The organism is Streptomyces sp. NPDC015032, from assembly GCF_043080425.1.
GTDB lineage: Bacteria > Actinomycetota > Actinomycetes > Streptomycetales > Streptomycetaceae > Streptomyces.
Map to the genome: position 1 here is coordinate 100,966 of NZ_JBIBVN010000004.1, position 21,457 is coordinate 122,422.

At 69.4% G+C, this 21,457-nt stretch carries 20 protein-coding genes; 11 read left to right on the forward strand and 9 right to left on the reverse strand.

Annotation, left to right across the window (positions count from 1 at the left end; genetic code table 11):
* Positions 1-23: 23 nt before the first annotated feature.
* Both ACF08M_RS08895 and ACF08M_RS08900 read right to left on the reverse strand, forming a co-directional pair.
* Positions 24-932 carry a DUF3626 domain-containing protein gene (locus ACF08M_RS08895; protein WP_392184564.1) on the reverse strand — a complete coding sequence of 303 codons (909 nt, stop codon included), beginning with the start codon at positions 930-932 and terminating at the stop codon, positions 24-26.
* Positions 933-1,544: 612 nt separating this feature from the next.
* Complete coding sequence (locus tag ACF08M_RS08900; protein ID WP_392184565.1) at positions 1,545-1,907, reverse strand: peptidase inhibitor family I36 protein; 363 nt, start codon at positions 1,905-1,907, stop codon at positions 1,545-1,547.
* 425 nt (positions 1,908-2,332) lie between these two features.
* On the opposite strand from ACF08M_RS08900, the gene ACF08M_RS08905 reads away from it, so the two are divergent.
* Entirely contained in the window at positions 2,333-2,596 is a 264-nt protein-coding gene (locus ACF08M_RS08905; protein ID WP_392184566.1) for a transposase family protein, read from the forward strand.
* Between the two features lie 65 nt (positions 2,597-2,661).
* Positions 2,662-3,189, forward strand: a complete 528-nt coding sequence (locus ACF08M_RS08910) for a GNAT family N-acetyltransferase (protein WP_392184567.1) — start codon at positions 2,662-2,664, stop codon at positions 3,187-3,189.
* Between the two features lie 321 nt (positions 3,190-3,510).
* On the opposite strand, the gene ACF08M_RS08915 is transcribed toward ACF08M_RS08910, so the two are convergent.
* A complete protein-coding gene (locus ACF08M_RS08915; RefSeq protein ID WP_392184568.1) occupies positions 3,511-3,720 on the reverse strand; it encodes a DUF397 domain-containing protein in 210 nt (69 codons plus the stop codon).
* On the reverse strand, positions 3,717-4,553 hold the full coding sequence (locus tag ACF08M_RS08920; RefSeq protein WP_392184804.1) for a helix-turn-helix domain-containing protein: 837 nt from the start codon (positions 4,551-4,553) through the stop codon (positions 3,717-3,719). The genes ACF08M_RS08915 and ACF08M_RS08920 overlap by 4 nt, the downstream gene beginning before the upstream one ends.
* A gap of 181 nt (positions 4,554-4,734) precedes the next feature.
* Between ACF08M_RS08920 and ACF08M_RS08925 the strand changes: the two genes are divergently transcribed.
* From ACF08M_RS08925 to ACF08M_RS08955, 7 genes are all read left to right on the forward strand, one after another.
* Positions 4,735-5,154 carry an ATP-binding protein gene (locus ACF08M_RS08925; RefSeq protein ID WP_392184569.1) on the forward strand — a complete coding sequence of 140 codons (420 nt, stop codon included), beginning with the start codon at positions 4,735-4,737 and terminating at the stop codon, positions 5,152-5,154.
* Between the two features lie 297 nt (positions 5,155-5,451).
* Positions 5,452-6,435, forward strand: coding sequence for a helix-turn-helix domain-containing protein (locus ACF08M_RS08930; protein WP_392184570.1), 984 nt, complete (start codon positions 5,452-5,454; stop codon positions 6,433-6,435).
* Between the two features lie 217 nt (positions 6,436-6,652).
* Complete coding sequence (locus tag ACF08M_RS08935) at positions 6,653-7,600, forward strand: hypothetical protein (RefSeq protein WP_392184571.1); 948 nt, start codon at positions 6,653-6,655, stop codon at positions 7,598-7,600.
* A 4-nt stretch (positions 7,601-7,604) separates the two neighbouring features.
* Positions 7,605-9,377 carry a M16 family metallopeptidase gene (locus ACF08M_RS08940; protein ID WP_392184572.1) on the forward strand — a complete coding sequence of 591 codons (1,773 nt, stop codon included), beginning with the start codon at positions 7,605-7,607 and terminating at the stop codon, positions 9,375-9,377.
* A gap of 345 nt (positions 9,378-9,722) precedes the next feature.
* On the forward strand, positions 9,723-10,721 hold the full coding sequence (coaA, locus tag ACF08M_RS08945; RefSeq protein ID WP_392184573.1) for a type I pantothenate kinase: 999 nt from the start codon (positions 9,723-9,725) through the stop codon (positions 10,719-10,721).
* Between the two features lie 27 nt (positions 10,722-10,748).
* Complete coding sequence (locus tag ACF08M_RS08950) at positions 10,749-11,681, forward strand: DUF389 domain-containing protein (protein ID WP_392184574.1); 933 nt, start codon at positions 10,749-10,751, stop codon at positions 11,679-11,681.
* Between the two features lie 375 nt (positions 11,682-12,056).
* Complete coding sequence (locus ACF08M_RS08955; RefSeq protein WP_392184575.1) at positions 12,057-13,262, forward strand: hypothetical protein; 1,206 nt, start codon at positions 12,057-12,059, stop codon at positions 13,260-13,262.
* Positions 13,263-13,459: 197 nt separating this feature from the next.
* Here ACF08M_RS08955 and glmM read toward each other — a convergent pair whose 3' ends face one another.
* The 5 genes from glmM to ACF08M_RS08980 form a co-directional block, all read right to left on the reverse strand.
* Positions 13,460-14,818 carry a phosphoglucosamine mutase gene (gene glmM, locus ACF08M_RS08960; RefSeq protein WP_392184576.1) on the reverse strand — a complete coding sequence of 453 codons (1,359 nt, stop codon included), beginning with the start codon at positions 14,816-14,818 and terminating at the stop codon, positions 13,460-13,462.
* A gap of 226 nt (positions 14,819-15,044) precedes the next feature.
* A complete protein-coding gene (rpsI, locus tag ACF08M_RS08965; protein ID WP_392184577.1) occupies positions 15,045-15,572 on the reverse strand; it encodes a 30S ribosomal protein S9 in 528 nt (175 codons plus the stop codon).
* Positions 15,573-15,616: 44 nt separating this feature from the next.
* Positions 15,617-16,060: a 50S ribosomal protein L13 gene (gene rplM, locus ACF08M_RS08970; RefSeq protein ID WP_072486702.1), complete on the reverse strand. Its 444-nt coding sequence runs from the start codon at positions 16,058-16,060 to the stop codon at positions 15,617-15,619.
* A 278-nt stretch (positions 16,061-16,338) separates the two neighbouring features.
* The gene (locus ACF08M_RS08975; protein WP_392184578.1) at positions 16,339-16,647 is read right to left on the reverse strand and encodes a hypothetical protein; all 309 of its coding nucleotides are present in this window, start codon (positions 16,645-16,647) and stop codon (positions 16,339-16,341) included.
* A gap of 199 nt (positions 16,648-16,846) precedes the next feature.
* Positions 16,847-18,475, reverse strand: a complete 1,629-nt coding sequence (locus tag ACF08M_RS08980; protein WP_392184805.1) for an ABC-F family ATP-binding cassette domain-containing protein — start codon at positions 18,473-18,475, stop codon at positions 16,847-16,849.
* A gap of 81 nt (positions 18,476-18,556) precedes the next feature.
* On the opposite strand from ACF08M_RS08980, the gene ACF08M_RS08985 reads away from it, so the two are divergent.
* Positions 18,557-19,402, forward strand: coding sequence for a hypothetical protein (locus ACF08M_RS08985; protein ID WP_392184579.1), 846 nt, complete (start codon positions 18,557-18,559; stop codon positions 19,400-19,402).
* A gap of 17 nt (positions 19,403-19,419) precedes the next feature.
* A complete protein-coding gene (locus ACF08M_RS08990) occupies positions 19,420-21,321 on the forward strand; it encodes a hypothetical protein (RefSeq protein WP_392184580.1) in 1,902 nt (633 codons plus the stop codon).
* The last annotated feature ends 136 nt before the right edge of the window (positions 21,322-21,457 follow it).

Sequence of the window (21,457 nt, forward strand, 5' to 3'; positions counted from 1 at the left end):
CGGCACCAGCCGACACCAGCCCCTCAACGAAGGCCACCGAGTACAGCCCCCTCCCCCTCCGTCGGTGCCGGACTCACCGAAATGTCAGCGACCTTCCCGGGCGCCCCGAACCGCGCGAGGTAGTGCCACACTTTCTTGATCGCCTGGGGGGCATGGCGGCCGGCCCGCGCTGCATCCCCGACGATGCGCGGATCGAGTACGCCGTCGACGGCAATCTGTGCGCCCAAGTCGACGTACTCCTGACCGCGGTAGCCGGGATGGCGGAGAAGTTCCTCGACCCTGAGCCGGAAACCGGGGTGACACTCCACGGGGCAGCCCAGGCGTAGGGCCGCAGCCTCGACAGCCGTACCTCGATAACAGGGGTCCAGGACCAGCGCCTCCACGTGACAGTTCGGTCGCACAGGCCCGTGGACCTGCGCCTCGATGTAGTCGTCGAGGTCGTCCTGACGATCGGCGAGGGCAGGCTCGATGAGCCCCATGCGGGCCGCGACACCGAACTCCGAGGGTTCAAGGAAACTGTCCGGGTAGCAGAACGTGGTCCGCGTCAGCGTCTCAGCTGTCAGCCGGAAGTGGGCAGAACCGAACCGCGGCGCCCCGCCGACGGGCTTGCGACGGAAGTTCAACGCCCCATAGACGGGTCGCTCATGAGCGGGCGCTTCGTCGTACGCCCCGTCGAAGATCCGGCTCTCCCAGCGCCACCGGTCGCCGCCGGGATATGCGGTCAGCCCGCCGTTGCTGGTCCCCGTGACGAACTGCGAGCGGTAGACACCATCCTCGGCCATGGCATCCAGGATCGGCTTGCCGTGCAGCAGCAGGTCTGGGTGGAAGTTGAGAGTCACCCGCAGCGTCGGGTCCACCGGAGGGCCCGACGCCAGTTCCGCAACATGACCAAGGGCCCGTTCCTGTGATGTCCGGGAGGCTGCGGAGCTCATCCGCACAGTGTTCCTCAAGCCAATCAACCGCTGCACACGGATTGTCTACCGACAGTCCGGCCGTGCGGGAGACGGAGCTTTGCACACCCGTCGAGACGACCTCATAGATGTCATCTCATTTGGCAAGTCTGCAGTAGCAGATGAGGGTGCAGGCGATGCTGGCGAAGGCGAGGAAGTGGGTCGGCCTTGCGTTCGTAACGGCGGTGGAGTCGGCGGCAGCCGGCCGCCGACGCCCGGCCAGGCTGATCGGCCGCGTTCCCGAACCGGTGAGCGAGACAATCGCACGGCATGACCTACAAGTTGAGATTCTCGCCCTCGACCGCGTACACCATAGACAACAGGGCCTCCTGGCGTGCTCGGTGTCTCAGCAACTCCGAACTGCTCCAGAGGCCCTTTCCTCATGCGCAAACGCGACCAAGTCCACCCGCCCCGGCAGCCACTTTCAATCACACCGCACTCAAGATCGATAGAACAACGGCTTCTCAAGTAACCGCAGGTACGGACAGCCCGCGTCGGGAGAGGTTTGCGCCCTTTCCAGCGCCTGCGAGGCAGGTTCTCGCGCAGGGAAGATATACAAACCACTCCCGATTCAGGGGAGTGAGAGGTTACGCGTCAGCAGGCTCGCCAGGAGCTGATCCTGTCGTTCGCGGTCCGTCCGACGTTGGGGCGTGACTCGCCCGGCCCCACCCTCGCGAGGAGAGAGCCGCCGTAGCCCGTGTCGTCGTAGAAACAGATCGTGGAACCCGTGCGATTCCACAGGGCAGTTGTCAGGTCATTCATCCGATCGCCGACATTTTTTCGGCTGGTTCCCGGCACGAAGAGGAAGCGCCCCTCGTAGTTGCTGTCGCCCCAGACGCATACGTAGTCCTTAGGGCAGTCGTTGGGGTTGGCCATCGCCTGCGTACCACCCGTAACGACCGTGGTCGCCGTTACGCACACCCCGGCGATAATTCCGGCCAGCATGGTTTTCCTCACGGGATTCCGATTCCTTTCGCCATTCTCCGCACCACCCGACCGCAAGGGATTCTTCTTGCACGGGGCAGCATGGCGACATATTACCCATCCGTCGGGTCATCAATTATCTTCCTCGACCAGAATGAGCGTGCGAAGAATATGTTGGCGATTCAATCGCTATTCACGGCCCAAATTCGTGCACAGTCTCCTTTCTTGAACACCTCACCGAACCTCGTGTCACTCGCGGAAACTGACATTCGTCATACGGAGGTGAGTGCAACCGGCTCTGCCGCGCACCGGGGCCCGGCCGGGAGTCTGTACGTATCGAGAGCGGGAGCCGCCGATACGGGAGGAACCCGTCACGAGCAGCCCGGTCGCCGCTTTCGCCGCCGCGCTCTTGTGCGCACGGGCGAGGCCCGGCTGCTCACTGAGGTTTTCTCAACGAAATGATCTTCGTGCTCTCCGTGCAGTTCGGCGCGGGCATTGGCATCGTCATCCCCGTCCGACGCCCAAAGGGAAAGTCCGAACAGACACTTCACGTCGACACGCGCATGTTCAACACCCTGGTGCGGCGCGTGCGAGCCCTCGGCGAGCGCACCGCCGCCGAACTCAAGCAGCGATGGCGCACCCTGCAGTACGTCACACTCAGCCCCGGTCGGATCGGCGATATCGCCCGCGCCGCCCTCGCCCTCAACGGGATCTGGAAATGACCCGTGAAGACGAGGTCGCAAAAATCGCGCGAGGCGCTCGGCGTGCTTCGTTGAGGATGGTCACCATGACCCACGTGATCGAATGCCCTCGCGCTGACGACGCCTCGTCTCTGGGCCCCCTGCAGTTGAGGATCTGGCTGCAGACGTATCCCTGCGCGGACGCAGGGATTGACGAGACTTGGATCCGTGAGCACCGTGGCCCCTCTGCCACCACGGAGGGAATCGCCCAGTGGCGAGAGTTCATCGAGGCGGCAGGGAGGCAGCCGGACCTGCTGTTCTGCCGTGTCGTCCGCTCCGGGACGGAGATCGTCGGCTTCCTGTGCGGCCGCCGGGACGAGATGGTCACCCTCGGGCCGATGTACCTGCTGGACGAAGCCCAGGGCCGAGGCACCGGAGGCCGATTGATGGGCGAGTTCCTCACCTGGGCGGGGAGTGCACCTATACGCCTGTGGGTCACCGACTACAACGAGCGCGCGATCCGCTTCTACCAACGCTACGGATTCAAGGCCACCGGCGAGCGAGAGCTCTGGCGAGGGAAACTGCCGAACATGCGCATGATCCGCGACGCCACATCGAGCCACAATCTCAGCTGAGCAAGCATGGGACCAGCTCACCCGGGACGAGACACGATCTCCGTTGAGAAAACCTCACTGACCTGGGGCGGGCGTTCTGGCAGTGGGGCAAGCCGGAACAAGTCACCCAGCAGTTGTTACTTGCAGCCCGTATCAGTAGCGGTGAAGTCCGCGATTGCCCGGCAATCTCGCGAATCGTTCGCGAGCTCATCTCTCGGCACCCCAGGGTCTCCAGAGTGCGGGAACTCGCAGCGGTCGTCGGACCAGGGGCGTTGCCGACAGCACGACCGCCCCGCTCCCCCAAGAGGCAGGGGATCGGGGCGGGTGGTGGTGGGCGCGGTGTCAGTTGCCGGAGGCGTACGTGACGAACTCCGCCCAGGCGTGCGGGGCGAAACCGAGCTGGGGGCCGCCTGGCAGGTTCTTGGAGTCGCGTACATGGATCGTGGTCGCGGCTGCCGCTACCTCGACGCAGGAGGGGCCATCCGCAGTGCTGTAGCTGCTCTTGAACCACGTCAGCCCGGGCAGGTCCCCGGCCATGGGCTTGGCACTCATGTCTCTCCCAGCAGTTTCTCGATGAAGGTCCGTGAGAACCGAGGCGTGAACGCCTGGGCCCGGATCAAGCCGTATCGCATCTCAAGGATCTGGACCTCCTTGGGATCGGTGATCAAGCGGCTGGTGAGCTGGACCTCGTTGTGCCCCACAGCCTTGCCGTCCTTCAGCTTAAGCACCCGGTGCGAGCCGTCCAGCCCCGCATGCTCCTCCGCATCGGTCGGCATCACCTGGATCTCGACATGCCTCAACGAGGCCAGTTCTAGCAGGTGTTCGAGCTGCCGCCGCAACACCATTTTCCCACCGGTCGGCCGCCTCAGCGTTGCCTCTTCCTGGACGAACGTCAGCAGCGGGGTCGCTTCTCGCTCGAAGACGGACTGGCGGGCCAAACGTGCAGCCACCCGTCGTTCAACCTCGCCCTCGGAGAAAGCAGGGCGTCGCCCCTTGTAAAGGACTCGGGCGTACTCCTCGGTCTGAAGCAGGCCGTCCACGACATCGCTGGCGTACGACCCGATCTCGACCGCATCCGCCTCCAACTTCGCCAGGTCACGAACCTTCTTCGGGTACCGCGCCTCCGCCACGTCCTTCTTCATCGCGGCGAGCATCCCGCGCGCGCCCAGGACTTCGTCCGCCCTGTCCAGGAACTCCGGCTTGGGGATGCGCTTCCCGGCCTCCACCTTGTAGACCTGGTTCTCGCCGTAGCCGATCGCAGTGCCCAGTTCCGCCGCACGCAGGCCGGCCGCTTCGCGCCAGAGCCGGATCTGGCGGCCGACCGCCGCGATCACCGCGCCCGAGTCGTCCTCGATGTCGAACTCCCAGTCAGGGCCGTCCGCCATGTTGTCCCCGTTGTCCCTGTTGCCCTCACTCGCCATACGGCATCCGCCTCCACCCGTGCCCCGCACCGATTCGCGTTCGACGCCGTACCGGATGGACAGGCCCGTACAACCGCTGGACAGTCACTGTCCGTACACGCGTCATTGCTGTTCAGAGTAGGCATCTCCGGCCACGCTGAGTGACGTGAACCGAGAAATCACCCAACCGCGTGCTCGCAGCGGCCACTTCGCCGTGCAGCTCTCCGCCACCCGTCGGGGCGCCCGGCTCGCCCGGCTGCTCGCGACCGAGCAACTCCGTTCGTGGGGACTGCCGCTGGAGGACGCCGGGCATGTCATCGCCGAACTGGCGTCGAATGCTGCGCTGCACGGGTACGTGGCGGGGCGGGACTTCCGCATCATGCTGACCGTCGCCGGAGACACGCTCCGTATCGAGGTCGCCGATGCTCGCGGGGACGTGCTGCCCCGCCTCCCGGAGCGGAACGACGACTCCGAGGCGGGGCGCGGGCTGTTGCTCGTCGAGGCGATCGCCATCCGCTGGGGCGTGCAGGTGGGGCCCTTCCCGCGCAAAACCGTCTGGGCGGAGGTGGCCCTCACCGGGTCGTGACACCCGCGACCCGGTCCGCCGCGTCCCGACGAACCGTGACGCGGCGCGCCCCGACGCAAAAGGCTTTCAAGGCTTTATGGAGAAGAAACTTCCCAACCCAACCCAACCCCCCGTCCCCCACCCCGGCCACACACACGCCCCGTCACTCACACGGGTGAGGATCAGCAACTCAGCTGGATTTCCGTCCGGTTGGCAGGCATATGCTCGCCCTCACAACCCGAGACATACGTCGGCCCCCGGCCGGGACTCGCAATCCCGATCGAGGGCCTGACCAACGAGGAAGAAGCAACCTTCCCGATGGATACCCAGCAGGTTAGCGCGCCCCCGCGCGCCCCGTCTCCCGTTCCGGTGGACGCCGCGCCCTCGTCGGGCGTCATGCACATCAACTCCCGCCACACCAGCCGCTTCACGGTCGTCGGCAACCACCTCGCCCAGCATCGCGAGCTCTCCCTTCTCGCGATCGGCCTCGCCACCCACATCCAGTCGCTCCCCACCGGAGCGAAAATCGGGATCAAAACCCTCACCGAGCGGTTCCCGGAAAGCGAAGCCCGCATCGCCGCCGCCCTGCGCGAACTGGAAGCCCACGGCTATCTGAAGCGCACCCGCGAACGCCTTCCCAACGGCCGCGTCATCACCCGCACCTGCTCCTACAACCAGCCGGGCTCCGCCAACGCCCACCCCGTTCCCGCGCCCAAACGACGCCCCAAGCCCACCCACCCGGCCCCAGCCCCGGTGGCCCCAGCCCCCGTACCCCCGCCACCCGCGCTCTCCCCCGCACCGAGGCCCGCACCGAGGCCCGCACCGAAACCCGCACCGCGTCCCGAACCGCCCCGCATCCCCGCCCCCGCCGCTTCCAAACCTCCACCCCCACCGCTCCCCCAGCCCCGCGACCCCCTCCCCCAACACCAGCACGCCGCCCTCGCCCTCCTCACCGACCTCCACCACCACACACCCCAGCTCACCCTCGCCGAACGCGACGTCCATCACCTCGCCCCCGCCGTCGTCGCCTGGTACGAACGCGGTGCCACGTCCACCGCCATCCGCCACGCCCTCACCGCCGATCTCCCGCACCCCCTCAAACACCCCGCCAAACTCCTCCGCCACCGCCTCACCCGCCTCCTCCCGCCCCCGCGCACCCCCCACCGCGCACCCATCCCCCTCCAGAACTGCGACCACTGCGAACGCGTCTTCCGCTCCCCCACCCCCGGCAACTGCCGCGACTGCCGGGACGGGGGCGGAGGCGAGGGCGGAGGCGGGGGCGCGCTGCCGCTCGCGGAGTAGCCACGCGCGGTTCAGGGGCGGTCGTCGGCGCACCGTGTCCCGTCCACGAATGTCCCTGTCTCGCGGTCCGTACGGACTGCTAACCTGCGTTTTCTTCGCGTGGACCCCCGCACACGCGTTCGCCCCGCCGCACTCCTTCCATCCCACCTGCACGCCCATGCGTGCTCGGCACACCGAGCCCGTACAGCAGCCGGTCGCGTCCGCTCCGAGGTCCGTCATGTCTCCCACCGCTCCCCCGATACGCGCGGAGTTCGACCCGTGCGTCAACATCCCCTCGCTCGGCGAACTCCGGAACGCCATACGCAACAACGACTGGGCCTCCACCGAGGCGTATTTCGACTTCCTCGACCACGAGGACGACCGGGCGATCGCCGCGGGTCTCCTCTACGACCTCAGCTCCTCCGAGCAGTTCCTGGAGCGGGTCGTCGCCGAGCACCCCGGTTCCGCCCTCGCCCGGACTCTGCTGGCCATCCGGTACATCGGCGTCGGCTGGGAGATCCGCAGCTCCTACCGCGCCGAACACGTCTCGCGCGATCAGTTCCGGCAGTTCCACGAGTGGTTGCGGCGCGCGGAGAAGCTGCTCATCGACGTGTGCGCCGAGCACCCCGCGTACGCGCTTGCCTGGGCGACCCGTCTGACCACCGCACGGGGGCTCGAACTCGGACAGAGCGAGGCGCGGCGGCGCTACGACCGGCTGGCCGAGCACCACCCGCACCACATCCACGGGCAGACCCTGCTGCTCCAGCAGCTGTGCCCCAAATGGGGCGGCAGCTGGGAGGAGGCGCACGGGTTCGCCCGCGCCTGTCTGGATGCTGCGCCTCCGGGCAGCCACGCGGGCCGGCTCATCGCCCAACTGCACCTGGAGCGCTGGCTGGACACCGCCGAGAACGGCCGCAGCGATCATCTGCGCCCGGCCGAGGTCCGGGACGAGATCCTGGCCGCCGCCGCCCGTTCCGTGCAGCACCCCGACTACCGGCCCGGATTCCACTGGGTCGGCGACCACAACGACTTCGCCGGGGCGCTGAGTCTGGGCGGCCACCACCGCGAAGCCGCACCGTTCTTCCGCACCCTCGGCAACAAGGCCACCGCGTCGCCCTGGGACTACTTCGGCGGCAAAGAGGCCCAGTTCCTCAAGCACCGCAAGACCGCACTGTCGAAGGGCTGAGCCGATGTCCCAGGAAATCTCCGCGCACAGACCCGCCCCGGCCTCCGCACCGGCCCCCGGCCCGACCCCGGCTCCGGGCATCCGTGAGACCGAGGTCGACGGCATCCGTACGGTGCTCGCCGCAGCCCCCGGCCCCGTCACCGCGGGCCTCTTCTTCCGTGTGGGAGTCGCCGACGAGACCCTTGCCACCACGGGCGTCACGCACCTCGTCGAACACCTCGCGCTGCACCGCCACGGCGTGTCCGACCTGCACTACAACGGCGCCACGGCCGCCACGTACACGCTGTTCCACGTCACCGGCACGCCGGAGGAGGTCACCACCTACCTCAACGGTGTCTGCGCCGCCCTGCGCGATCTGCCGATGGAGCGGCTGGAGACCGAGCGCGAGATCCTGCGCACCGAGGCGGCGGGCCGCCGCGTCGGCCCCGACCACCAGCTGCCGCTGTGGCGTTACGGCGCCCAGGGCTACGGGCTCAGCAGCTACGACGAGCTCGGCGTCTGGCATCTGACCGCCGAGGACGTACGGGACTGGGCGCGCACCCGCTTCACCCGTGACAACGCCGTGCTGTGGATCACCGCCAACACGGTGCCGGAGGGCCTCGACCTCGCCCTCCCGGCAGGCACGCCGCAGCCGCTGCCCGCCCCGACGTCGGCGCTCCCCGTCACACCCGCGTACATCACGGGCCACAGCGGCGGCGTCGTCCTGAACGGCATCGTCCGGCGTTCGACGGCGGCGACGCTCTTCACCGAGGTACTCAGCCGTGCGCTCTTCACCGACCTGCGCCAGAAGGGCGGCTACTCGTACACCGCCGAAGCCGGGTACAGCCCCCGCGACAGCGACTTCGCGACCATCACCGCCTTCGCCGACGCGCTCCCGAAGAAGCACGGCGCGGTGGTCGGCGGCTTCGTCGACGCGCTGGCCCGCCTGCGGGCCGGCACCATCGAGCAGTCCGAACTCGACTCGGCCCGCGCCAAGTTCCTCAAGCAGTTCGACGCCCCGGACGTCGACGCGTCCCGGCTCCCCTCGTACGCCCTGAACCTGCTGACCGGGCATCGCAACCTCACCCCGGACGAGCACCGGGCCGAACTCGCCGCCGTCACCCTCGACGATCTGCGCGAGGTCGCCCGCGAGCTGCACGCCACGGCACTGCTCCAGGTCCCCGGCCGGGGCGCCGACTGGGCCGGGCTCACCGAGGCCCCCCAGTGGTCCACCTGGACCGGGACGAGCGCGGGCAGCCGGCACCGGTCGCTGGAGGACGACTCCGTCCTGCTGACGGTGTCCCGTGAGGCCGTGTCCCTGACCACCACCGCCGGCACGGTCGTCGTCCGGTACGACGCGTGCGCGGCGATGCTCGTCCACCCGGACGGCGGCCGCCACCTCACGGGGCTCGACGGCTTCCAGATCCGCGTCGAGCCCACGCTCTACAAGGACCTCGCACCGAACCGCCTGGCCGTGATCGACGCCGGCGTGCCGTCCTCCGCGGTGATCCCCATGCCGCCCCGCGCCCCGGACCGCGTCCCCCGCCCCGAGCGGCACGGCGGCCGTCCGGGCGGCACACCGCCGTCCAAGGGCGCGAGGCTGGCCCGGACCGCTCTCATCTGGCTGTCCGGCACCGCGACGGTGATCTGGGGCCTGATCGCCACCGTGGCCATGCTGATGGAGCTGGACGCACCGAACCCGGACCCCGTCACGATCATCCTGATCTGGCTGCTGATCGTCCCACCACTTGCCCTGCTCATCGCCCTGCGGAAGGGCCGCGACAAGCGGGGCGGCTGACGGGCGCCGCGCCGGAGCCCTCGCGCCGTGGCTCCGCGTCCCGGTCCGCGGACGGCTCCGCGCTCCGCGGGAATCGAGGGGAACAAGGTCCAGGCTCTACGGGAAACACGGGGAACAAGGTCCGGGCCCTGCGGGAATCGAGGGGAACAAGCTCCGCGCTCTGCGGGAAACACGGGGAACAAGGTCCGGGCCCTGCGGGAAACACGGGGCTGACACGCTCACCCGCAGTGGCCCGCGAACCGGGTCCGGTGTCCGGCACAGCGGTGCGGACACCGGCCCCTGCCGGTGTCCGCACGTGACCGAGCCCACCCCCCGCTCCGTTGAAACTCCCGCAACAATGAACACGTGATCACTTCGCCGCCACGAAGCAGCACCCCCCGACGCGCCGAGCACGCGGCGACGCCGTACGTCGATCTGTCGCGGGTCGAGTGGAGCGCCCTGCGCGACAAGACGCCGCTGCCGCTGACCGCCGACGAGGTGGAACAACTGCGCGGGCTCGGGGACGTCATCGACCTCGACGAGGTGCGGGACGTCTACCTGCCGCTCTCCCGGTTGCTCAACCTCTACGTCCAGGCCACCTCGGGCCTGCGCGGCGCCCTGAACACCTTCCTCGGGGACGCGGGCAACGGGCACGGCGCGCAGCGCGGCACCCCGTTCGTCATAGGGGTCGCGGGCAGCGTCGCGGTCGGCAAGTCCACCAGTGCCCGCATCCTCCAGGCGCTGCTGGCCCGCTGGCCCGAGCACCCGCGCGTCGAACTCGTCACCACGGACGGTTTCCTGCTGCCGATGAAGGAGCTCCGGGCGCGCGGGCTGATGTCGCGCAAGGGGTTCCCCGAGTCGTACGACCGGCGGGCCCTGACCCGTTTCGTCGCCGACATCAAGGCCGGCAAGGACGAGGTGACGGCGCCCGTCTACTCGCATCTGATCTACGACATCGTGCCGGGCGAGCGGCTCACCGTACGGCGCCCCGACATCCTGATCGTCGAGGGGCTGAACGTGCTGCAGCCCGCGCTGCCCGGCAAGGACGGGCGGACGAGGGTGGGGCTCGCCGACTATTTCGACTTCAGTGTGTACGTGGACGCGCGGACCGAGGACATCGAGACCTGGTATCTCAACCGGTTCCGCAAGCTGCGCGAGACGGCGTTCCAGAACCCGTTCTCGTACTTTCGCCAGTACACCCAGGTCTCCGAGGAGGAGGCCATGGAGTACGCGGCGACGATGTGGCGGACCATCAACAAGCCCAATCTGGTGGAGAACGTCGCGCCCACCCGGGGGCGTGCCACTCTGGTGCTGCGCAAGGGGCCGGACCACAAGGTCCAGCGGCTGTCCCTGCGCAAACTCTGAGACGTCGAGCCCTTCAGGAGTGTCCGCGTGCTGCATCTGCGCCTGATCGTCCCCGCCGGTCGCACGGACGAGGTGGTGCATCTGCTGGAGAGCACCGTCGGTACGACGCATCTCGTGGTGATGCCCGGGGTCGCCCGCGATCCGGTGGGGGACGTGGTGCTGTGCGATGTGGCCCGGGAGGCGGGCGACGAGCTGATCTCGGCGCTGCGCGGGCTCGGCATCGACAAGTCCGGTTCGATCACCGTCGAGAACGTGGACCTGACGCTCTCCGCGCACGCCGACAGGGCCGAGGAGCAGGCGCCGGGCGAGGGTGCGGACGCGGTGCTGTGGGAGGAGCTGACGGAGGCGACCCACGAGGAGTCGACGTTCAGCGTCACCTATGTGGCGTTCCTCGCGGTCGCGACGATGCTCGCCGCCTGCGGTGTGATGCTCGACAACGCGATCCTCATCGTGGGCGCGATGGCGGTCGGCCCGGAGTTCGGGCCGCTGGCCGGGATCTCCACCGCCCTGGTGCAGCGAGCCCCGCGGCTGGTGTGGCGGTCGCTGGTGGCGCTGCTCGGCGGCTTCGCCGTCGCGATGATACTGACGGCCGGATTCGCCTGGCTGATGGACGTCTTCGGGCTGTTCACCCGCTCGCTGATCGAGGCCGACCGGCCCAACACGGCGTTCATCTGGAAGCCGGACGCGATGTCGTTCGTGGTGGCGTTCCTGGCCGGGGTCGCCGGGACGCTCTCGCTCACGTCGGCGAAGTCCGGGGCGCTGATCGGAGTCGCCATCTCGGTGACCACCGTGCCGGCCGCGGCCAACGCGGCGGTGGCGTTCAGCTACCGCGACTACGGCCAGATGTGGGGCTCGGCCGCCCAGTTGCTGGCGAACCTCGGCGGGATCGTGGTCGCGGGGACGCTGACGCTGCTGGCCCAGAAGGCCCTGTGGGCAGCTCGCCGCCGCCGGACAGGCTAAGGGCTGTCCCGCAATCCCTGGCGAGACAGCCCTTACGTGACGAACCCGTCCGGCAAGTAGCGCGAACAGGCCCTCAATACCGATGACCTGCCTGTCCGTTCGAGACTGCACGGGCGTCCATGAAGTAGCGAAGCCCAGCAGTGAACGGCAGGGCAGACCCTGGCGGGGAGCTGTGCCGCCTCGTTGTCAGTGGCCTGTCCTAGTGTTCGTGCGGCTGACCGGAATTCCCCGGTCCGCGTGTCCACTTGGAAGGCGCGAGGCATGCGTTTCAGAAGTTCTGCCGTGCTCACCGCACTGGCTGTAGTCGCGGGTTCTGTCTCCTTGTTCGGCGTTGCGGCAGCACCTGCGGTAGCGGACAGCAGTACGCGGTTGCCCGTGAGTTCGTTCGGGGACATCGTTGTCGACGGTGTCCATGACCAGGTGTTCATCAGTGACCCGGAGGGCGGCAGCATTGTCGTCACGGATTACGACGGAACGGTCGTCAAGCACATCACGGCCGAGGACGGAGCCACAGGGCTCGCTCTCTCCGCCGATTCCAGCGAGCTCTACGTCGCCCTGTCGTCGGCCGGTGCGATAGCGACGGTCAGCACCAGCACGCTGGCCGAGACCGGCAGGTACCCGACCGGTGCGGGCACCTCGCCCAGGAATCTGGCTCTGGCCGGCGGGAAGCTCTGGTTCGGCTACGCGGTGGGCAGCAGCGGAGGCATCGGCTCGCTCGATGTCTCCGCCGCGGCTCCTGTCGCCACGCTCGACCCGGCCGGCACCTCCTGGCACTACGCACCGTCACTGGCCCCGTCCCCGGCCGATCCGAACATCCTGGTAGCGGGTCAGGAAGGCGTCAGCCCCGCCACGCTCGCGGTCTACGAGGCCACACCCACTGGCCTGCGGGAACGGGCCAAGCGCCTGTTCACCCAGAACCCCGGGATCTCTTTCCTGAACGACTTCGCCGTGACAGCAGACGGCCAGAACATCGTTACTGCGGCCAACAACCCGTCCGATCACCATGTCGTCCGCATCTCCGACCTGTCGGCCAACGGCGCCTACTCCAGTTGGGCCTTTCCCAACGCCGTGGCCGTCTCCGCCGACGGCACGGTCGCCACAGGATCCTCCGACTCCACGCTGCGTACCTTCCGCGCGGGTTCGTTCGCGCCGTTGCATGAGTACTACAGGAGCGAGCCCCAGGCCGACGGCCTTGCGTGGGCGCCGGACGACAACCGCCTCTTCGCTGTCGGCGGCGACATCATCCCCTCCCTGCACGTCTTCCCCGACGGCGGCAAGACGGACAGCACCCTCACCCTCCAGGCACCGTCAACTGCGGTCAGGGGCAAGGAGCTGACCGTGACCGGCAGCCTGTGGGCCGACGAGTCGTACACCGCCGGTGCGACGGTCGAGGTGACCCGCACGGACTCGGGATCCCCTTCGGGTACCGCCCTCGGCCGGTTCACTGTCGCTGCGGACGGTACCTTCCGGTTCACGGACCGCCCGCGCACGACCGGGCAGGTCGACTACACCGTCCGGTACGCGGGCGACACCCAGCACACCGCCGCGGTCGGTGAGGCCACCGTCACCGTCGTCAAGTAGCGACATCGTCGGGTAGGCGGTTCGTGCGTCGAAGCCGGGCGCGAACCGCGACAGCCGGATCACGGCAACGTGATCCGGCTGTCGCACTCCAGGGCGTGCTTCGAAAGTCCCGTCCGGCCGGGGGCGTCCAGCACGCACGCACCGGACGCCCTAGACCTCGCGGTGGCGGGCGGACAACGCCACCTTCGCCACGCGCCCTAGCCGAGTGCCGACTTCACCACGTCGGCCAGCCGCTCCGCGACCGTCCGTGCCTGCTCGATGTCGGCCGCCTCGACCATGACCCGTACCAGCGGCTCCGTGCCCGACTGGCGCAGCAGTACGCGCCCGGTGGTGCCCAGCTCGCGCTCGGCCTCCGCGACCGCCGCGGCCAGCTCCGGGGAGGTGTCGACCCGGGACTTGTCGACGTCGCGGACGTTGATCAGCAGCTGCGGCAGCCGCTGCATGACCCCGGCCAGCTCGGCGAGCGTGCGGCCGGTGGCGGCGATCCGGGCCGCCAGCAGCAGGCCGGTCAGCGTGCCGTCACCGGTCGTGGCGTGGTCCAGGACGATGACATGGCCGGACTGCTCGCCGCCCAGGGCGTAGCCCTCGGCCTTCATCGACTCCAGGACGTAGCGGTCACCGACGGCGGTCTGGACGAGCCGGATGCCTTCCCGCTCCATCGCGAGCTTGAAGCCGAGGTTGGACATGACCGTGCCGACCACGGTGTCCTTGCGCAGCTGTCCGGACTCGCGCATGGCGAGGGCGAGCACGGCCAGGATCTGGTCGCCGTCGACCTCCTCGCCCGTGGCGTCCACGGCGAGGCAGCGGTCGGCGTCGCCGTCGTGCGCGACGCCGAAGTCGGCGCCGTGCTCGACGACGGCGGCCTTCAGCAGCTCCAGGTGGGTGGAGCCACAGCCGTCGTTGATGTTCAGACCGTCCGGATCGGCACCGATGGTGATCACCTCGGCGCCGGCCCGCGCGAAGGCCTCGGGAGAGACCCGGGCGGCTGCGCCGTGCGCCTCGTCGAGGACGACCTTCAGCCCGTCGAGCCGGTTCGGGAGGACGGAGATCAGGTGGGCGACGTACCGGTCGAAGCCCTCGGCGTAGTCCGTGACCCGGCCCACTCCCGCGCCTGTCGGACGCGCCCAGGGCTCACCGGTGCGGTGCTGCTCGTAGACCGTCTCGATCCGGTCCTCCAGCTCGTCGGCGAGCTTGTGACCGCCACGGGCGAAGAACTTGACACCGTTGTCCGGCATGGCGTTGTGGCTGGCGGAGAGCATCACCCCGAGGTCGGCGCCCAGCGCACCGGTGAGGTGCGCCACCGCGGGGGTGGGCAGCACACCGACCCGCAGGACGTCCACGCCCGCACTGGCGAGACCTGCCACGACCGCGGCCTCCAGGAACTCTCCGGACGCACGTGGGTCACGTCCCACCACGGCGGTCGGCCGATGCCCCTCGAAGGTGCCCGCCTCGGCAAGCACATGCGCCGCAGCGACCGACAGACCGAGCGCGAGCTCGGCCGTCAGATCCGCGTTGGCGACACCGCGCACACCGTCCGTGCCGAAGAGTCGTCCCACTGGTGTCCTCCGAAGATGCTCCGAAACCGCAAACCGAACCAAGCCAAGCCAAGGCGAACCAAAGCAAAGCAAAGCGAAAGAAAAACAAAGCAGCACCGCAACGCTACGCACATAAGCGTATGAACCTCTTATGCCGTTATACGCCTGGGGGTGCCAATAGACGAACGCCCCGGCGAGCACGAGGTGTGCCGCCGGGGCGAACGTGTAAAGCAGACGAGCAAGCCGTTTAGCGCTTGCTGTACTGCGGAGCCTTGCGGGCCTTCTTGAGACCGGCCTTCTTGCGCTCGACCGCACGGTCGTCGCGGGAGAGGAAGCCGGCCTTCTTCAGCGGGGCGCGGTTGTTGTCCACGTCCGCCTCGTTCAGCGCGCGGGCGACGCCGAGGCGCAGGGCACCGGCCTGACCCGAGACGCCGCCACCCGAGATACGGGCGATGACGTCGTAGCGGTTGTCGAGCTCAAGCACCTTGAAGGGCTCGTTGACTTCCTGCTGGTGCACCTTGTTGGGGAAGTAGTCCTCAAGGGTGCGACCGTTGATCTTCCACTTGCCGGAGCCCGGAACGATCCGGACGCGGGCGATGGCGTTCTTCCGACGGCCAAGGCCGGCGGCGGGCTGCGGGTCGCCGAAGCGGGACGCCAGCGACTCGCTGGTGTACTCGCCCTCGACGGGAACCTCGGACTCGAAGGTGGTCACCTCGGCGAAAACCTCTTCGCCCTCGACGCCCTCGACGGGGTTCTCAACAGTGGTCTCGGCCACGATTCTCCTCAGATCTTTCTTTTGGTCTTAGGGGGAGGCCGGAACTACTGCGCGACCTGGGTGATCTCGAACGGGACCGGCTGCTGCGCAGCGTGCGGGTGCTGGTCGCCCGCGTAGACCTTGAGCTTCGAGAGCATCTGACGGCCCAGGCTGTTCTTGGGGATCATGCCCTTGATGGCCTTCTCGACAGCCTTCTCGGGGCTCTTGGCGAGCAGCTCGTCGTAACGGACGGAGCGGAGACCACCCGGGAACCCGGAGTGGCGGTACGCCATCTTCTGGGTCTTCTTGTTGCCGGAGAGGTGAACCTTCTCGGCGTTGATGATGATGACGAAGTCGCCCATGTCCATGTGGGGGGCGTAGATCGCCTTGTGCTTGCCGCGGAGGAGGTTCGCAGCCGTGGTGGCCAGACGGCCCAGGACGATGTCCTGCGCGTCAATGATGTGCCACTGGCGCGTCACATCGCCGGGCTTGGGGCTGTACGTACGCACGGTCGTAGCCTTCGCTTCTTCAGTGAGTGGGTCCTGACAAGGCCACCCGGACGATCACACCAGCCTTGGCGGCGCTACGGGGACGCAACCCGAGTGCCTGCCGCTGGTCATCGGCCCGGTGGACCGGCGTAAGGGCCCCTCGCGTGAGAACGACCAAGCCAATACGCATAACGAACCAGCAGAATACCGCCGCTCCCCCGTGCGGGTCAAAACAGCCCTCGGACCCCGCCCCCGCCAGGCATCGGCCACCCCGAAGCCTGGCGTGCGGGCGCCCGGAATCAGGTCTGGGCGGCCACGAACAGGTCCTCGGCGACCTCTGCGGTCAACGACCGGTCGAGCCAATCGCTCAGCACATCCAGATCGGCGCAGGAAACGATCCGCTCCCGCACCTGCTCGGACACCGCGACCCCCCGCTTGGAAAGAATGCGCAGGATGTCCTCGGCACGCCCCTCGGCACGCCCCTCGGAACGCAACCGCTCAGACGTCTCCGAGCGGAAGAAAGAGAGGTCGACAGACATCAGATCCCTCCAGATCTGTGCGGCCGGAGCGGAGCCCAGGCCGAGTTCGGTGAGCTCGGCGAAGATCATCGCCGTGTCGTCGTCAACGGTCTGCAGTGCGGGAAGATCCTGTACATCGCCTCGTGTGATGAGCTGACCATGCAGCCACGCCAGGGACACGGCACCGGACACGTCCGCCCTTCGCGGAGCGCTCACCCGGACGGGTGAGCACCGCCCTCGCGCCGCCCCAGCACCGCCCCGGCACTCCCACCACACCCTCGGCGGGGCGTCACCGCGCCCGCTCCACCCTCCGCTCGTCCCACACCGGCTCCGTCGTCTCCCGTACGACACCGTCCGAGCCGAACACCAGGTACCGGTCGAAGGACTTCGCGAACCACCGGTCGTGCGTGACGGCCAGCACCGTCCCGTCGTACACCTCAAGACCGTCCTGCAGGGCCTCCGCCGACTCCAGGTCCAGGTTGTCCGTCGGCTCGTCCAGCAGCAGCGCCGTCGTGCCCGCCAGCTCCAGGAGCAGGATCTGGAACCGCGCCTGCTGCCCGCCCGACAGCTTCTCGAACGGCTGGTCGCCCTGCCGCTCCAGTTCGTACCGCCGCAGTACGGACATCGCCCCGCCCCGGTCCTTGGCGTGCTCGGTCCACAGGATCTCGACGAGCGTATGGCCCAGCAGCTCCGGATGGGCGTGCGTCTGCGCGAAGTGCCCCGGTACCACGCGCGCCCCGAGCTTCCACTCCCCCGTGTGCGCCACCGGCTCGCCCGCGAGCAGCCGCAGGAAGTGCGACTTCCCCGACCCGTTCGAGCCGAGGACGGCGACCCGCTCCCCGTAGAAGATCTCCAGGTCGAACGGTTTCATCAGCCCGGTCAGCTCCAGCCCCGTGCAGGTCACCGCCCGTACGCCGGTCCGCCCGCCGCGCAGCCGCATCTTGATGTCCTGCTCGCGCGGCGGCTCCGGCGGCGGTCCCGCGTCCTCGAACTTCTTGAAGCGGGTCTGCATCGCCCGGTAGCGGGACGCCATGTCGGGGCTGTTCGCCGCCTGCTGCCGCAGCCGGTGGACCAGCGCCTTCAGCCGGGCGTGCTCCTCCTCCCAGCGCCGCAGCAGTTCCTCGAACCGGGCGAACCGCTCCTTGCGGGCCTGGTGGTACGTATCGAAACCGGAGCCGTGCACCCACACGTCGCTGCCCGCCGGACTCGGCTCCACGCTGACGATCTTCTCGGCGGCCCTGGACAGCAGCTCCCGGTCGTGGGAGACGAAGAGGACCGTCTTGCGGGTCTCCTTCAGCTTCTCCTCCAGCCACCGCTTCCCGGGGACGTCGAGGTAGTTGTCCGGCTCGTCGAGCAGCAGCACCTCGTCCGGACCGCGCAGCAGCGCCTCCAGCACCAGCCGCTTCTGCTCACCGCCGGACAGCGTGCGCACCTCGCGCCACTGCGCCTTCTCGTACGGGACACCGAGCGCTGCCGTCGTGCACATGTCCCACACCGTCTCGGCCTCGTACCCGCGGGCCTCCGCCCAGTCGCTCAGGGCCTGCGCGTACTTCATCTGTGCGGCCTCGTCGTCGACGGCGAGAATCAGCTCCTCGGCCCTGTCGACCGCCAGGGCGGCCTCCCGGATCCGGGGCTGGGCGACGGAGACCAGCAGGTCCCGGACCGTGCGCTCGTCCCGCACGGAGCCCACGAACTGCTGCATCACCCCGAGCCCGCCGCTCACCGACACCGAGCCGCCGTGCGGCTGGAGCTCCCCCGCGAGCAGCCTCAGCAAGGTGGTCTTCCCGGCCCCGTTCGCCCCCACGAGGGCGACCACGGCACCGTCCGCGACCCGGAACGAAGCATCGCCGAGCAGCACCCGCCCGTCCGGTAGGTAGTACTCCAGGTGGCCCGCTTCAAGATGTCCCATGCACAGCATTGTCACGGGCCGCGAAGCCCTGGCCCAACCGGTTTACCTGCGCGGGCCCGGCCGGTGGAGGTTCCGTCTAGGATTCGCCGCATGAGCTTTGGGCAAGGGGGGCCCTCGTGGGGGCCCGGGGACGGACAGACCCCGGACTGGGCGGCGCTGGCCGACGAGTCCGCCGCGCGCAGCCGCCGCAAGAAGTGGCTGCTGATCGGCGGAGGCGTACTCGCCACCGCGGCGGTCGGCGCGATCGTGGCGACGGCGGTCATCTCGACCAGCGACAAGAACTCCGGCCACAGGAACGCGAGCGAACTCCCGGCACCGACCGACCTGCCGGACGACACCGCCGAGCCCGAGCCGTCCTTCTCCTCGGTGGCACCGCCGCCTCCGCCGGACCCGAAGGACTACATATCCGACGCCAGGAAGGACCGGGCGCCGATCACCGCCGACGCGTTCTTCCCCGGCAGGAAGCTGACGATGGGCGACCGCGTCTACGCCAAGGGCGCGACCCAGCAGACGAAGAACTGCGCCGCGCCCACCAAGGGCGCGCTCGGCCCGGTCCTCGTCGACAACGGCTGCGACCAGGTCATCCGGGCCACGTACAGCAAGGACGGCATCGCCGTCACCGTCGGCCTCGCGGTCTTCCCCACCCAGGCGCAGGCCAAGAGGGCGGCCCAGCAGTCCAGCGGCAGCATCGCCACCCTGAGCGGCTCGGGCGTGCCGGCCTTCTGCCCCGCCGGATCGGTGTGCCGCCGTACCGCCAACTCCTACGGGCGTTACGCCTACTTCGCCATCACCGGGTACACCAGCGGCAAGAGCGTCACCAGGACCGACAAGAACGCCTACGCCACCGGTGACGACCTGACGGACTTCACGTTCCGTCAGATCCGCCACCGCGGCGAGCTCCAGGCCTCCGCCGCGGCCACCGAACCCGCCGGCTGACCCGCCCGGGGCATCTCGTGCGCCTTCCGTTCCTCCTCGCCCTTCCGCGCGTGCTGCGCCACAGCGCGGCCATCGGCGCCGACCTCCCGCCGGACGAGGCCGTCGTCCTCGACGCCCCGGACGCCGCGCTCCGCACCGCCCTGGCCTCGGCCGCCGGGGGCGACCACGGCCCCGCCCGCGAGCTGCTCGCCGCAACGCGTGAGCACACCCAGTGGGAGCTGCGGGACGGCTACGTGTCCCGCCTCGCCGAGGCCGCCCTGCACAACCCCGGCTGGCTGGACGCGTGGCTGGCCGGGTCCCCCGAGGACCCGGACGCGGCTCTGGTCCGGGCGGAGCTCTGTGTCGGCCGGGCCTGGGAGATACGCACGGCGGAGCGCGCCGGACATGTCTCGCGCGACCAGTTCCAGGCGTTCTTCGCGCTGCTGGAGGACGCGGCGCCGGTGATCGGCAGGGCGGCCGAACTCAACCCCGCCGACCCCGTGCCGTGGCGCATAGCCCTGGTCCACGCGGTCGGCAGCCAGGCCCCGCGCGAGGTCTTCGACGGCTACTGGGCCCGTGCCCTGGCGTGCGACCCGCACCACTACGGATGCCACGCCGCGGCCCTCCAGTACCTGTGCGCGAAATGGCACGGCTCGCACGAGGAGATGTTCGACTTCGCCGAGAGCGCGGCCGGCACGGCCCCGCCCGGTTCGAAACTGCACGCACTGCCGCTGCTCGCGGCGCTGGAGTACGCCGTCCTGTCCCCCTCCCCGAGCGCACCGGCCGGCCCCGACCCGTACGCGCCGCGCGTCGAGGCGGCGGTCACCCGCGCCCTGGACCTGTCGGCCGCATACGGACCGGGCAGCCACGAGGCGGCCGGCTTCCGCAACCACCTGGCCCTGATGCTGCTGCGTACGGAGCGCTGGGACGAGGGGCTGGAAGCCTTCCGCAGCATCGGCGTCCATGCCACGAAGTACCCGTGGGCGCACTTCGGCGACGACCCGCGCCAGGAGTTCCTGGACACCCGCTCGGGCGTCCGTATCCACGTGGCCACCCTGACCCCGTTCTTCGGCCGCCCCCCGCAGCCCCGCACACCCCCCGCCCCCGCCTGGACGCCGGGTGCTCCCTGCGCGGTCGCGATCGCGGCGGCCCGCCCGGCGGACGTGGCACAGGCCGCCCTGATGTGCGGCGTCTCGCTCCGCACCGCCCCGGCGACGGCCACGCACACCTATGTCGAGGCCGTCCCGGAGGCCCGGCCCGCCAAGCGCTCGGTCCTGTCCACGGAGGACCCGCTGACCGCGGCGGCGGACAACTTCACCACGGGCGAGAAATGGCCCACGCTGGTCCTGCGCCACACGCCCGGACGCTGCGGGTTCACCCTGTTCCTCAAGGGCAGACCGCTGGCCGCCCATGAGTGGAACGCCGCCTCCCCGGCCCCCGACCACACCACGGTCACCGCCACGGCCGAAGCCCTGTCCCGCGCCTTCGCCCGCACGGACCCCCGCCCGCTGATCCACATCCTCCGGTCCACCGGCAACCCGCCCCGCCACCAGGCGGACCTCCTGGCGGCTCTGTCCCTGCCCCCGCTGCCCCCGGGCTTCGGCGACCGCCCCGAGGTCCTCGACACCCTCCCCGACTCCCGGCTTCTCACCCGCCGCGGTCTGCTCGCCGGTATGCGCTCCGCCATGACCACCCAGGATGGCGAACACCCACCGTCCCCGGACAGCCACGAGCCCCGCACACCCCGCTGGTGGCTGTTCCGCATCCTGGCCCTGCTGCTGTTCACGGGGTCCGCGGTCCGCGGCTGGTCGGGCCCCGACACCAGCCGGGCCGGCGCGACGGTGGTCACGGTCTCGGCCCTGTACGTGGCGGCCCGGCTGGCGGGCGCCTGGCGGCAGCGGCGCCGGGCCGGCGGCGGGACGGCACCGGCCCCGGAGTGAGCGAAGCCCCTCTCGCGCGGGGCTCAGCGCGGGAAGACGCCGGGCGCCTCCGCCTCCGCCTCCGACCGAAGCGCTTCGCGCGCGGGAGCTCAGCCACTTCCGAAAATCCGTAGGCGATCGCCCGGGCGAAGCCTCC